The following is a 13,781-nucleotide window of genomic DNA, read 5'->3' on the forward strand; positions in this document are numbered from 1 at the left end:
GCCATGTTATGGAATCTGATTAAACAAGACCGTGGCGGACAAGTGCTGCTGGCACTGCTGGTTCTGGCAATCATTCTGGTACCCCTTCTCAACGGCCTGCCCACGGACCACCCGCTGCACCTGCCCACCTATATGGTGGCGGTCATGGGTAAATACCTGACTCTGGCCCTGCTGGCATTGTCGGTCGATCTGGTGTGGGGGTATCTGGGTATTTTAACCCTCGGGCACGGTGCCTTCTTTGCCCTGGGTGGCTATGTCATGGGCATGTACCTGATGCGCCAGATCGGTGATCGCGGTGTGTATGGTCATCCTGAACTGCCTGACTTTATGGTATTTCTTAATTGGGACAGCCTGCCCTGGTATTGGAGCGGACTGGATCAGTTCTGGTTTGCCGCCATCCTGATTCTGCTGGTACCTGGCTTACTGGCGTATATCTTTGGCGCCCTGGCGTTTCGTTCGCGGGTGTCCGGTGTCTATCTATCCATTATTACCCAGGCACTGACCTTTGCACTGATGCTGGCATTCTTCCGCAATGAGATGGGATTTGGTGGCAACAATGGTTTAACCGATTTCAAGGACATCCTCGGCTTTAACCTGCAATCACGGCAGACGCGTGTCGGGCTGTTCATTGCCTCGGCAGTCGCCTTGGCACTGGGTTATCTACTGTGTCGTTATATCACTCAAAGTCGGCTGGGCAAGGTCTGTGTCGCCGTTCGTGATGCCGAGTCTCGCTCCCGTTTTCTCGGCTATCGGGTGGAAAACGTTAAGCTCTGGGTGTTTACCCTGTCGGCCATGATCGCCGGTGTTGCCGGTGCTCTCTATGTACCTCAGGTGGGCATCATCAACCCCAATGAATTCTCACCACTCAACTCCATCGAGATCGTAGTCTGGGTTGCCGTAGGCGGACGCGCTACGCTTTATGGTGCTGTGGCTGGCGCCATATTTATCAACTATGCCAAAACCTGGTTTACCACTGAGCTGCCGGATGTCTGGCTATTTGCACTGGGGGCGATCTTTATTCTGGTTACGGTGTTCCTGCCCAAAGGATTGGCAGGTCTGCTGCGTCGTCGGGAGGGTAACGCATGAGTCAGGCATCTTTACTGGCCGAAATAAAAGATAAAAACCATGTGTTTTCTTTTATGCAATCTCAAGCCTCACCTGCACTGAATGTGGACAAGCAGATTCTGCTCTATCTGGAAGGGCTATCGGTCAGTTTTGATGGCTTTAAAGCCATCAATGACCTGAACCTGTATATCCGTGACGGCGAACTGCGCTGCATTATCGGTCCCAATGGCGCAGGCAAGACCACCATGATGGACATCATCACTGGTAAAACCCAACCTGACAGCGGTTCCGCCTGGTTCGGCCAGACCATTAACCTGCTGGAGCTGGATGAACCTGCCATCGCTCAGGCAGGCATCGGGCGCAAGTTCCAGAAGCCGACAGTATTTGAGTTTCTCAGCGTGGAGGAAAACCTGATTCTGGCCATGCCGGATGAGCGCAGCGTGATCAGCCTGTTACTGGCCAAACTCAACGGTGAGCAGCGTGATCGTATTGAGGAGGTACTGATTCAGGTCGGGCTAAAAGAACAGGCACTGATTCGCGCAGGCAGTCTGTCACATGGTCAGAAACAGTGGCTGGAGATCGGTATGCTGCTGATGCAGAAACCGCGATTACTGCTGGTCGATGAGCCAGTCGCAGGCATGACCCACCAGGAAATGGATCGCACCGCCGAACTGCTGATTTCTCTGTCGGGGAGTCACTCTGTGGTGGTGGTTGAGCATGATATGGACTTTGTCCGCCAACTGGCTGGCAAGGACAGAACCGTCACCGTGCTGCATCAGGGCAGTGTACTGGCTGAAGGCAGCATGGATCAGGTGCAGAATAACCGCAAAGTGATTGAAGTCTATCTGGGAGAATAAGCATGATCAGTATACAGGGACTCAATCAGTTCTATGGCGAAAGCCACACCCTCTGGGATATCGATATGCAGATACCAGAAGGACAATGCACGGTATTAATGGGCCGTAATGGTGTAGGCAAAACCACCCTGCTGCAATGCATTATGGGGCACCAGAAAGTGGCCTCCGGCAGTATTCAGTTGAATCCGGTTAACAAGGATCTGGTGAAAACCTCGGTGGAACAACGCCCTCGCCTCGGCGTGGGTTATGTGCCTCAGGGCCGGCAAATTTTTCCACTGCTTACGGTGGAAGAAAACCTGCAGATCGGCTTGCCGGTACTGCCCCGCGGACAGCGAAAAATACCCGACTATATCTTCGAGCTCTTCCCGGTGCTGGCCGATATGATGCACCGTCGCGGCGGTGACCTGTCCGGAGGCCAGCAGCAACAGCTGGCAATCGGACGCGCCCTGGTGGTTGATCCGAAGCTGCTTATTCTGGATGAACCCACCGAAGGGATTCAGCCCAATGTGGTGCAGGAGATCGGCGACATCATTCGCAAACTGAATCGGGAGATGGGCCTGACGGTGTTACTGGTTGAACAAAAGCTGCCCTTTGCACGCAAGGTGGGGGATCGCTTCTGCATTCTGGATCGTGGGCGTAAGGTGGCGGAGGGGGCGATGGATGGACTGGATGATACGCTGATCAAGCAGTATCTGACGGTATAAGTGCCGTGCGGGGTAGTGGTATCGCTTTGGTGTGACACGCTATTCGTCATCCCTGACACGCTCGACTGCCGCCATCCGGGCGGCAGACGGTCACTCCAAAGCGATACCACCACCCCGCCCATAGCTTTGTGCCAGCTTAAATATAAACTATACGGTCGTGGAAAGGGCCAGATAGCTATTGACGTATAGTTTTTTTCTACGCTAAGATCGTTTGGCAATCACGTAATCAGGTCCATGCAGGATGAATTTGGGCCTTCAAAGTCGTCATAAGGAGTTTGACACCCATGCCTAATACAATTGCTAGCTGTACTCAGTCACGCCAACTTCATCGCTCGATTCAGCAACGGCTAGAACGTCAACTCTTTGAAGAATTTCGCCTGAATGCCAGTACCTTGATTGTGCTGAACCTGCCTCATATGCTTTCAGTATGGGTTGAATCCAAGCGTCAAACAGGGCTTAGTAATGATCAAATCTCAGAAGCCTTCGCCCAATTAGAGTCCAACAATCCATCCTTACCACAGCTGATCTTTGAATCATCTGGCTATAAGCTGGTTCAGGACAATCTGGGAACTTTGATAAGCACGGCTATGGACAGCCGTGTACTGAGAGTCATGATTGAAGACTTCAGACGCTCAGGTAATCTATTGGGTGATTATCGTATTACACAAGGCAATGGACGCTACCATGTCATTTTTAAAGGCAATCACAAACTCCGAACCCTGGTAAAAGGGACCCGTTATTTAGTCAGCAACCCCCTGATGATTCAACTGGGTATTGCCTCGCCAGCAGAAATGCTTAAAGGCGCTGCAAAAAACAATGCTTACATCACGCTAATTATTTCTGGCAGCGGCAATGGATTCAAGTGGATCTTTGATGAGACCTATATCTGGACGCACTTTATTTCGAATATTTCAATTGATTTGATGAAGGCGGCCTTGGCGGTGCTGGCTGGGGTGGCCACAATGTATGTTGTTAAAATAAACACCTCCAGGATAATTTTAGCAAAAGGTGCTGGTTTATTCATTGGGTTCGTTGCAGGTTATGGCGCTGGAAGGGTTTCAAATGAAAGCATTCAAGAAGCGTCTTCTCAAATGGCTCAAGATATAGCACAAACCTATGTTCAGGTTTATGGTGCTATCTCAAATCCAGTAGGTGTAATAACAGAAACAGGCGAACGAGCCAAAGATATTTTAATTTGCTCTACTGACGCCGCAATTGAAAGAATAGATATCATTATACAGGATAATATTAATCGTGCTATTCGTCCATATATTAACCCAATTCACAGGTTCTATTAATGACAAAAGAGCCTCGATTAATCAATGGTAAGTCAATTATTAACTTTCTTTTAATAGGACTATGCTCATCCCTAATTTTTTTTCTAACGGCTTCGTGGGGTTTTAACATCTATATCAATGACACCAATAGGTATTATGAAGCAGCAAACTCTCTTGAACCTTTATTAATCACACACACAACCACTCATGGTTTTTTAATTGGTGCATTTGGTATTTTTATATTAGCCTCAATACTACTTAACTCTACACTATGGAAAGTTTTTGAATGTAATAAAATGGCTCTCCATGTTAAAACTGAAAAAATATTAGTAGCTTGCTTTATAGCCGCTTTTTTTTTAATGGCCCCAATAACAATTGGGGGTCATTTTCTTACCAAATATCAAATAACACAAAAAGGCTATTACTACTGCGGCAGCCTAAGACTCAAAGATCGTTTCCGTGGTGCCTTCGTGCTAGAAGAGGTAGATTGCTATGACGACCATCTACAACGAATCATGTTGCAATACGGCAAAAATAATCAGCTAATCCTTGAAGAGGCCCATCGGTATTTGCGGGAAAAGCAAAAAACACAAGCAGAGCAGGGTTAGTAACTATTTAATCTACGCATCCTGTTGGATGGTATCGATAACTCGGCTGACGGTCACTTCAAAGAGATTCCACCACCCCGCCACATCCTTGTACCAGCTTAAAGATAAGGGCATGGTCATGGATCATTAAAACTGTAAAATAATGAACATAGTGGTAAGCACCTACCACTATGGCATCCGAAACAAGGAAACGCTGGAGAAAAATTTCATGGTGGGTGACCTATGAATAGCATGCAATGAGTGCGACATGAAAAATGAACTGGTTTATACACTGACAGAGAGCTTTGAAAGCCACGCCCAACAGACGGAAAATGGCGTAGAGTTTTGGCTAGCAAGGGATGTGCAACACCTGCTTGGCTATAGTGAGTGGCGTAATTTTTTGTCTGCAATAACCAAGGCAAAAACGGCCTGCGAAATCTCTGAACAAGATGTCGGAAACCATTTTGTTGACGTCAACAAAATGGTTGAACTCGGCTCTGGCAGTCAACGCGAAATCAATGACATCATGCTAACTCGTTACGCCTGCTATCTGATTGCACAAAATGGTGATTCCAGAAAGCAGGAAATAGCTTTCGCTCAAACCTATTTTGCAATGCAGACCCGGAAAGCAGAGTTAATAGAGCAACATATTCTGGAAGCAGAAAGGGTTTCAGCTCGTAAAAAGCTGTCTGCATCCGAGTCAGAGCTTTCAGACATAATTTATGAACAGACAGGTGGCAACCAAAACTTTGCCCTGATACGCAGCAAAGGCGATGCTGCTCTGTTTGGCAAAAGTACCCAAGCAATGAAAGCTCAGTGGCAAGTACCAGATAAACGTCCTTTAGCAGATTTTGCCCCCACAATCATTCTTAAAGCTAAAGACTTTGCCACCGAGATCACCATACACAACGCCCGTGAACAGACAATGCAAAGTGAGCCGCAAATATCACAAGAGCATGTCACTAACAACCAAGCCGTGCGCCAGACATTACTGAGTCGCGGCATTCGTCCAGAAAGCCTGCCTCCCGGTGAAGATGTTAAAAAGGTAGAGCGCCGCCTAGCATCGACAGAAAAACAAGCGATTAAAAATCCAGACGGGCTGGAGGAGCAATGAACAAAAATAGAGCTTTAGTCACCTGCTGAAACTTCCTAACTATTGAAATGTGTGAATAAGCACTCACCGAACAGGAGTGTATTAATCTCCTGTTCGGATTGACTTTACTTTGACATCAAGCTGGGCAAGTAGAGTGATAATGCTGGAAACACTGCGATCAGGAACATGCACAGGAACATCGAGAACAGAAAAGGAATCATGGCTTTGAACAGGGTTCCCATCGGCAGGTTCGCTGCTGTCATGGCGATATACAGACCCGGTCCGACTGGCGGTGTGACTAAACCGATGAGTGTTGCCAGGCTGATGACCACACCAAAGTGGATTGGATCTATCCCATAGGTCAAGGCAGCGGGGAGGATAATCGGTACGATAACGATCATCACGCTGATACTTTCCAGGAACATGCCCAGCAGAATTACCAGCAAATACACCAGCAACAGAAACAACAGCGGTGAACTGGTCACATTCGAGATATGTCCTACCAGCATATCAGGCACCCCTTCAAAAGAGAGCGCCCAACCAAACACTGAAGCGACCGCAATCAAACCGGTAATGGTTGCTGTATTCACGGCAACAGAGCCAAAAATGCCCGGTAAATCGCTTAACTTAATGCTTTTGTAAATAACAGCACCGATAATGAACGACATAATGGAGGCAATGGCACCGGCTTCTGTCGGCGTCATAATGCCCAGAATAATACATACAATAATGGTGATTGGGATACTGCCGGGTAATAAACCATTGATCAGTTCTTTACGCACATTTTTATGTTCCAGGTGCTCACCTGCCGGTAAGCCCTTAACAAGTCCGGTCAGGAAAATGACCAGTGCAAAGCCGGAAATAATCAGAATGCCTGGCAAAATCCCGGCAATAAACAGCGCTGAAATAGGCTGATAAGCTACCACACCATAAATGATCATCAGCATAGACGGTGGAATAATGGGCCCCAGCAGGCCTCCGGACATAGTCACTGCCGCCGCAAACTCTTTTTTATAGCCTTTCTCTACCATGGTTGGGATCATCAACCGGCTCATTACCGAAATCTGTGCAGTTGCCGACCCCAGAATGGATGCTGCCATCGCGTTGGTCATCAGGTTGACATAGGCCAGTCCACCACGAAAACCACCCACAAATACATCGGCTGCACTCATCAGCCGAGTCGTTAAGCCGCCTTTATTCATTAGTTCACCGACCAGCATAAATAGAGGTATCGCCAGTAAACCATTCTGATTGAGTGAACCATAGAGCTGTATTGGCAGGGAGCTAAGCAGTATGACCAGATCCGCCTGATCCAAAAACACCAGAGTACCCAGAAGCAGGGTAATAAAAATAGGTAAGCCAACCAGTAGCGTGACCAGAAAAACAATCAAGGTAATCATGATGTAAACTCCTGCCCTTTTTCAATCGGTAGCAGCAGCTTGACCAACTGATGAAATACCATGCAGTAGAAAGAAGCAACCAACAGCGCGTAGTTATACCAGCGCGGTAATTGCGTGGTTGGTGAAACATCGATTCGCGTCATCGGATCCAGAATCCACTCTGTAGCGAAGTAACAGATCACACCCAGCACCAGCAACGTAATCAGCTGCAGTATCCGTTCCACTAACCAGTAAAGCTTTGTGTTCAGATGTAACAGAATAAAATCCACTCGTACCAGTTTTGCGCTATAGAGCAAATAACTGGCGCCAATAAAAGTGGTCGCTATCAGGATCTGTACGGAAACCTCCTCGGCCCAGAAGAGTGGGCTACTGAAGAAGTAGCGTAAAATCACCTGTGCAGTCAGTATCAAAGTGAGGGCTGCCATTAACAGCATCAATATCAGGTATTCAAGCCTGGCTACAGATGCATCTACTTTTCTAATTAGTGTGCGCATATATACCTCAAAGGGGCCACCAGGACCCCATCACGCTCAGGCTCAACGGGCCTGTTGATCGTAGAACATTTGAATATCTGCGTTCCCGGTAGTGTAAGTCTCTGTAATCTGTTTGATCACCGGTTCAAGTTCAGTCACATCAAATTCAGCTATATTGACGCCCTGCTCCTGCAGAAAGGCCAGGTTTGACAACTCGGCTTCTGCCTGCTGCTTAAAGCCCCAGGCTTCCGCTTCTTTAAACGAGCGCATCACCATAGCGCGGTAATCATCATCCAGCGAATCCCACCAGCGCTTCGAAGCCACCACTACACCCGGAAAAGCCATATGGTTAGTTAATGTCAGATGAGGTGCCTGCTGATACATTCTCAACCCCACTACTATATCCAGATCAACATCCACCGCATCCAGCAGATTGGTGGTTAAGGCTGAAGATACATCACCAATGGCCAGGGCTGTCGGTGCAGCCCCCAGCGCACTCCACCAGTCGTTATAGAGCTTGTTAGGGAAAGAGCGGATTTTTTTATTATGAAAATCCTCAACACTGTTCATGGGTCGGGTCGACAGGACATGGCGCATACCGGCCAGCGTATAACCCAGTCCAACCAGGCGCTGATCCTGCAGATCATCGAGCAGCTTTTGTGCGATCGGCGACTCCGTTGCCACAGCGGCCGCCTCAACATCTTCAAATATACCCGGCAGGAACCAGGCATTCATCGCTTCGGAACGATTCGCCAGGCTGCCCGCCGTCAACACGGCCAGCTGTATCCCACCCGACTGCAGCAGGGCAATCATCTGATCATCACCCCCTAACTGCGAGAGGGGAAATATATTGATCGAATGCTCGCCTGCTGATTCACGCTGCAGGTTCTCATTAAATCGCTCTGACACCTGATGCCAGATATGGGTTGGAGGGGTCACATGCCCCAGGCGCAGACGTTCAGCCTGCACACTGGAGCTGAGAGTAACCAGTGCCGTTAATGCCGCCACTGCAAAGGATTTTTTAACTGACAACATAGTCTGTACTCCTGAGATTTATTATTTTAATCAGTAAGTTGTATTTATTTCAGTATCGTCAATGCAATATCACCCAGTCCGGCAATGCGTCCGGTGATTGTATCGCCAGCGACAACCGGGCCTACACCCTCCGGCGTACCGGTATAGATCAGGTCACCGGGTTGCAGGTGATAAAACTTTGACAGATGAGCAATGATCTCCTGCACATTCCAGATCAGCATATCCAGGTCTGACTGTTGCTTCGTTTCACCATTCACCTCCAACTCAATCACCCCAGAGGTGATCAGACCGGATTCACTTTTGGGTACAATCGCTGACAAGATAGCGGACTCTTCAAAGTCTTTACCCAGATCCCAGGGTCGTCCGGTTTCACGCGCCTTAAGCTGCAGGTCACGGCGAGTCATATCCAGGCCACAGGCATAACCATAAATCAGCTCGTTGGCATCCTCTTCTGACACTTCAAAGCCGGCTTTACCTATCGCCACAACAAACTCCATCTCGTAATGGTAGTTAGCCGTTTGCGGTGGGTAGTCTATGGCACTGCCTGATGCCACCAGAGCACTCGGGTGCTTGGTGAAATAAAACGGCTCCTGTTTGGTCTTGTCTACACTCACACCCATCTCTGCCGCATGGGCAAGGTAGTTACGCCCCACACAGAAAATTCGCTTCACCGGGTACTTTTCTTCACGGCCCTGAATATCAGCCAGTACAGGCTCGGCAGCGGGAAATAATAATTTTGCAGTCATCTCATCTCTCTCTTTGAATTAATAGATGCCCAGATACTGGTGCAACGGGGATTCATCGGCAGTAATCAGAAAGGCCGGGGCCTCACTATTGGTATTACTGAAGGTAATATCGCTGTAACCCGGCGCCGAGAGGGTGTCTTTTTCAACCCACTGCAGTGCAGTACCCTGATCTACACTCAGGCTTCCCTGGCCTTCAACCACATGAAAAATACAGGGTGTGGTGCGCCTGGGCAGACTGATCACTTCACCAGGCCGGAGCATGATGGCGCCAAAGCCAATACTCGGGAACAGGCTCTTGCCATTTTCCGGATTGACATAACTGATACGCAGCAACCCTTCGGCGTAATGCGTGGCCATTTCTACCAGACAGGCGCGGGTTTTCTGCCAGGGATAGCGCAGCATCGGAGCGGTTTGGGTATCCCGCTCAAAGTTGATGTTCGGAACCACACCCGCGGCACTGTAATCAGCAAAAGACTTGTCGCGTGCCAGGCTGGGGACCTGTGGTTGCCCTTCCATCGCCCAGGAGCCTTCCAGCTGATAGATCAATGGCAGGTCCAGCACATCCAGCCAGACAATCGGACCTTCTCCCTCATGGTGATGTTCATGCCACTTACCGGCGGGGGTCAGAATCAGGTCACCTCGCTCCATGCGACAAGGCTCTCCATCAACGGTGGTAAAAGCGCCCTCACCCTCTACTATAATGCGTACCGCATTCGGGGTATGACGATGGTTGGGTGCTGTTTCACCGGGCAGTATCAATTGCAGTCCCATGTAGATACTCGGCGTCGCCTGCATATTACTGAGACCATGGCCGGGATTAGCCAATACCAACACCCGGCGTTCGGCTTTTTCCATGGGAGTCAGTTGACCGGCTTCCAGCAAGAGCGGACGTATAGTTTGATAGTCCCAACACAGCGTACCGGTTTTTCTAGTAGGAACCCTGGGTGGCAATACCGCGCGCATATTCGGCCAGAGGGGCACCAGGTTCTTCTGAGTCAGTTGATCTCTGTATTCCTGGGGCAAGTCTTCAAGTGTGCCTAACTGATGCATGTTTTTATCCTCTTATAAACTTCAGCAACTGTAACGTATCGCTTATTGACCCGGCTGATTCAGACAGTTATCCACATTCCAGCTGTACAGCCACTCAACCGCATCATAAAAACGCTGCTGTGAACGACCAGCCCAAAGTGAATTGCGAACCTGACGTTCAACGCCTTTGGCATGATACAAACGTCCCATTTCCCGGGCACTCCAGACCACACGGGCGGTACGTGGGATACGGATGGATTCATACAGGCGGAAGGCACTGGCCAGATCCTGATCACAGCTTTCAATCGCCTTACCCAGAGTCACGGCATCTTCCAGTGCCATACACGCACCCTGTGCCAGATACTGTGTCATGGGGTGAGCGGCATCTCCCAACAGGGTGACAACACCCTCACCCCAGTGTTCGACCGGTTCGCGATCCGCCGTTGCCCAGCGACGCCAGGATTTTGGCAAATCAAGCAGACGACGAGGGGTAGAATGTATGCCTTCAAAATAGGACAACACCTCTTCTTTACTGCCCTCGGTGACGCTCCATTCTTCCTTATTGCGGCTGTGGAAGGTCACAACGATGTTGTACTCCTTGCCACCACGCAGCGGATACTGCACCAGGTGGCAACGTGGGCCAGCCCAAAGCACCGGGGCATTGGCATGCATATCTTCAGGAATTTCAGAGGCATCAACGACGGCGCGGTAGACAACATGGCCCGTGACTCGCGCCTCATCACCGATCAGGGTTTCACGTACGACAGAACGCACACCATCGGCACCCAACAAAGCATCAGCGGTAAATTGATTACCCTGGGTATCCGTCACCACCACACCTGAGTCGGTTGTTTCATAACGTCCAATACGGGTCGACGTGCGGAACTTAATCAACGGATGTTTTTCAACCGCCTCAAGGATCGAAAGGTGAATATCAGCACGGTGGATAACACCATAAGGGTTACCAAAGCGTTCCCGAAACGCAGGGCCGACATCGATGCGACCAATTTCTTTGGCATCTACCGCATCCATCATAGTCATATGGTCGGTAAATACAGAGCGATTACGGGCCGCTTCACCGACACCTAAAGCGTCTAGCGCAGCATAGGCATTCGGGCCCAACTGGATTCCTGCACCTATTTCTGCAATCTGTTCAGCCTGCTCAAGCAGTTCAACTTCGATGCCCTGAGACGTCAACGCCATCGCTGCAGCCAGACCACCGATACCGCCTCCGACAACAATGACTTTTTGTTTTTTTGCAGTTGAGTTCATTGTTAACCTCTTATTGTTAAATGTTTGATAACACCGGATGGTGAAGGGTTAGCCAATAAAGTCCGGTTGTGATTTTGGCGCCGCCTGTTGAAAAGCCGGCTGCTGCTGGCAGTGGTTGTACACAGCCAACACCCTTGGATAGGCACTGAGGTCACAGCCCATTCTCTCGGCATTGGCAACCTGAGGTACCAGGCAGCAATCCGCCAGGCTCGGGGCATTACCAAAGCAATAATCGCCTGATCCGTAGCGTTGCAAAAGTGTTTCTACCGCCGTAAATCCCTCATTGATCCAATGTGTGTACCACTGGGATTTTTGCTGGTCGTTCACGCCAAAGTTCTTACTCAAATAGCCCAGTACACGCAGGTTATTGACGGGATGCATATCGCAGGCAATAGCTGCCGACAATTCCATTACGCGTGCCTTTTCCACTTTATCCTTAGGTAACAAAGGGGACTGTGGGTAGCGCTCATCCAGATACTGAATGATCGCTAACGACTGGCTGAAGCGATTGCCATCTTCATCAATAAAATAAGGCACACCCTTTGACGGGTTCAATTCACGATAGCTGTCTGATGATTGTTCACCGACACGTATGTTGACTCCGGTATAACGATACTCAACCCCTTTGAGTGCCAGCGCGATACGGACACGGTAGGAGGTGGAGCTGTTAAAAAAACTGTAGAGTTGTATCATTTTTCGCTCCTGCGCTTTTATCTGCACTTTGCATATGGCGCATTATTGACTAATCTACCCATATCGAATAATGATATTATTCCATACTGATATATTATTTTAGGTATACCAATAATGAGCTGGACTCGCCGTTTACGTATTCACCATCTGCAGTTGCTGATTAGCTTGTCTGAAACCGGCAGCCTCAGTGAGACAGCCAAACAGCTGTTCACCACGCAGCCTGGGCTTTCTAAATGGCTAAAGGAGCTGGAAGACGATATAGGTGCTGAACTGTTTGACCGGCACTCACGTGGCTTGCAGCCAACAGCAATGGGTCGCTTACTGATTGCACATGCTGAGCGAGTCATCAATGAGATGGATCGTGCAGAAATCAATCTTGCATCCCTCAAAGAAGGTAGTTCCAGAACCCTGGCAATAGGCACATCACCCGCTACAGCACCCACCTTTGTGCCAGCAGCGATCATTCAGTTTATAGAAAAGCATCCGGAATCCCGTATTGAAATCCAGGAAGGCACAATGAATATCCTGCTGGAAAAGCTGGAAACGGGTAAACTTGACCTCGTTGTAGGGCGAATGGATAACTATCAACCACGCTCAACCCTGTTCAGTGAAATGCTCTATAAAGAATCACTCAGTATCGTTGCACGAATTGATCATCCACTGGCTGGAAAACCCGCCCTAAGCTGGGCAGATCTCTATAACTATGACTGGATAGTCTGGCCAAGTGGTACACCCATTCGTAGCAAGCTGGACATTTCCTTAACTACGGCTGGACAAAAACCGCCCCCTTATCGTATCGAATCCACCTCCCAGGTCGGTAACCTGTGGTTACTGCAGTTCAGTGATATGTTATCGATAGTCTCTGAGCGTGTAGCCAGGCATTTCCATGAGCGTGGTCTGATTACAGCACTGGATATAGAGTTACAAGGTGAACAAGGCTCTGTGGGTATGTGCTGGCGTGATGAGGTGCCGCTCGACGATGCCATGTCTGACCTGCTTGCCTGTTTTCGTCAAGCCGTGAAGCAGGTCTGATACGCACCATACTTGCGCATAAAACCATCTTGCGCACCAAATAAATACACGCCCACGCACGGCAACCGGGCAAAGCCCTCAGAAACACCTCCCAACTGCGGTTCTCTTCACCGTGGCACACTCTTTGCAAAACCCAGACAAAACAAGTCAAACACTTGCATTTATTGGCGCCAACGAGTTAGACGCCACTCCAACAAGAGAGTGCTGATTATGGAACTGTCACCCCGCGAAAAAGATAAGCTTTTACTGTTTACCGCCGCGCTGGTCGCCGAGCGACGTAAAGAACGCGGTGTAAAGCTCAACTACCCCGAGTCTGTTGCCTATATCAGTGCCGCCATTATGGAAGGTGCACGGGATGGGCGTACTGTCGCTGAACTGATGGACTTCGGTCGAACCCTGCTAACCAGTGATGACGTAATGGATGGCATTCCCGATATGCTGCCAGAAGTGCAGATTGAAGCAACCTTTCCGGATGGCACCAAGCTGGTCACCATTCACGACCCCATCGTTTAAAGGAG

The 13,781-nt window shown here is 49.3% G+C and carries 15 protein-coding genes; 8 read left to right on the forward strand and 7 right to left on the reverse strand.

The genetic code is table 11. The annotated features are described in order from the left end of the window. The first annotated feature begins 3 nt into the window (after nt 1–3). The 6 genes from urtC (at nt 4) to dinD (ending at nt 5,604) form a co-directional block, all read left to right on the forward strand. Nucleotides 4–1,086, forward strand: a complete 1,083-nt coding sequence (gene urtC / locus ACN0R1_RS13225; RefSeq protein WP_417583601.1) for an urea ABC transporter permease subunit UrtC — start codon at nt 4–6, stop codon at nt 1,084–1,086. Beyond that, nucleotides 1,083–1,922 carry an urea ABC transporter ATP-binding protein UrtD gene (urtD, locus tag ACN0R1_RS13230; RefSeq protein ID WP_417583603.1) on the forward strand — a complete coding sequence of 280 codons (840 nt, stop codon included), beginning with the start codon at nt 1,083–1,085 and terminating at the stop codon, nt 1,920–1,922. The genes urtC and urtD overlap by 4 nt, the downstream gene beginning before the upstream one ends. 2 nt (nt 1,923–1,924) lie before the next feature. After that, nucleotides 1,925–2,626, forward strand: coding sequence for an urea ABC transporter ATP-binding subunit UrtE (urtE, locus tag ACN0R1_RS13235; protein ID WP_151057981.1), 702 nt, complete (start codon nt 1,925–1,927; stop codon nt 2,624–2,626). A gap of 284 nt (nt 2,627–2,910) precedes the next feature. Next, nucleotides 2,911–3,924, forward strand: a complete 1,014-nt coding sequence (locus ACN0R1_RS13240) for a hypothetical protein (protein ID WP_417583605.1) — start codon at nt 2,911–2,913, stop codon at nt 3,922–3,924. Further along, nucleotides 3,924–4,511 carry a hypothetical protein gene (locus ACN0R1_RS13245; RefSeq protein WP_417583607.1) on the forward strand — a complete coding sequence of 196 codons (588 nt, stop codon included), beginning with the start codon at nt 3,924–3,926 and terminating at the stop codon, nt 4,509–4,511. Before ACN0R1_RS13240 ends, ACN0R1_RS13245 begins: the two co-directional genes overlap by 1 nt. 247 nt (nt 4,512–4,758) lie before the next feature. Then, the gene (gene dinD, locus ACN0R1_RS13250; RefSeq protein WP_417583609.1) at nt 4,759–5,604 is read left to right on the forward strand and encodes a DNA damage-inducible protein D; all 846 of its coding nucleotides are present in this window, start codon (nt 4,759–4,761) and stop codon (nt 5,602–5,604) included. Between the two features lie 104 nt (nt 5,605–5,708). Here the strand turns inward: dinD and ACN0R1_RS13255 are convergent, their stop codons facing one another. The 7 genes from ACN0R1_RS13255 to maiA are packed head-to-tail and all read right to left on the reverse strand — an operon-like array spanning nt 5,709 to nt 12,228. After that, on the reverse strand, nt 5,709–6,983 hold the full coding sequence (locus ACN0R1_RS13255) for a TRAP transporter large permease (RefSeq protein WP_417583611.1): 1,275 nt from the start codon (nt 6,981–6,983) through the stop codon (nt 5,709–5,711). After that, the gene (locus ACN0R1_RS13260; protein ID WP_417583613.1) at nt 6,980–7,477 is read right to left on the reverse strand and encodes a TRAP transporter small permease; all 498 of its coding nucleotides are present in this window, start codon (nt 7,475–7,477) and stop codon (nt 6,980–6,982) included. Before ACN0R1_RS13260 ends, ACN0R1_RS13255 begins: the two co-directional genes overlap by 4 nt. Before the next feature lie 42 nt (nt 7,478–7,519). After that, nucleotides 7,520–8,491 (reverse strand): TRAP transporter substrate-binding protein, encoded by a 972-nt coding sequence (locus ACN0R1_RS13265; protein ID WP_417583615.1) that lies wholly within the window; start codon nt 8,489–8,491, stop codon nt 7,520–7,522. A gap of 44 nt (nt 8,492–8,535) precedes the next feature. After that, nucleotides 8,536–9,237 (reverse strand): fumarylacetoacetate hydrolase family protein, encoded by a 702-nt coding sequence (locus ACN0R1_RS13270; RefSeq protein ID WP_417583617.1) that lies wholly within the window; start codon nt 9,235–9,237, stop codon nt 8,536–8,538. Between the two features lie 18 nt (nt 9,238–9,255). Continuing rightward, entirely contained in the window at nt 9,256–10,287 is a 1,032-nt protein-coding gene (locus tag ACN0R1_RS13275) for a cupin domain-containing protein (RefSeq protein ID WP_417583619.1), read from the reverse strand. A gap of 42 nt (nt 10,288–10,329) precedes the next feature. Then, nucleotides 10,330–11,538: a 3-hydroxybenzoate 6-monooxygenase gene (locus ACN0R1_RS13280; protein WP_417583621.1), complete on the reverse strand. Its 1,209-nt coding sequence runs from the start codon at nt 11,536–11,538 to the stop codon at nt 10,330–10,332. A gap of 48 nt (nt 11,539–11,586) precedes the next feature. Further along, entirely contained in the window at nt 11,587–12,228 is a 642-nt protein-coding gene (maiA, locus tag ACN0R1_RS13285) for a maleylacetoacetate isomerase (RefSeq protein ID WP_417583693.1), read from the reverse strand. Between the two features lie 117 nt (nt 12,229–12,345). Between maiA and ACN0R1_RS13290 the strand changes: the two genes are divergently transcribed. Further along, nucleotides 12,346–13,263 carry a LysR substrate-binding domain-containing protein gene (locus tag ACN0R1_RS13290; RefSeq protein WP_417583623.1) on the forward strand — a complete coding sequence of 306 codons (918 nt, stop codon included), beginning with the start codon at nt 12,346–12,348 and terminating at the stop codon, nt 13,261–13,263. A gap of 210 nt (nt 13,264–13,473) precedes the next feature. Continuing rightward, the gene (gene ureA / locus ACN0R1_RS13295; RefSeq protein WP_151058002.1) at nt 13,474–13,776 is read left to right on the forward strand and encodes an urease subunit gamma; all 303 of its coding nucleotides are present in this window, start codon (nt 13,474–13,476) and stop codon (nt 13,774–13,776) included. Nucleotides 13,777–13,781 lie beyond the last annotated feature (5 nt).

The sequence above is a fragment of the Nitrincola sp. genome (genome assembly GCF_048264025.1).
Taxonomy (GTDB): domain Bacteria; phylum Pseudomonadota; class Gammaproteobacteria; order Pseudomonadales; family Balneatricaceae; genus Nitrincola.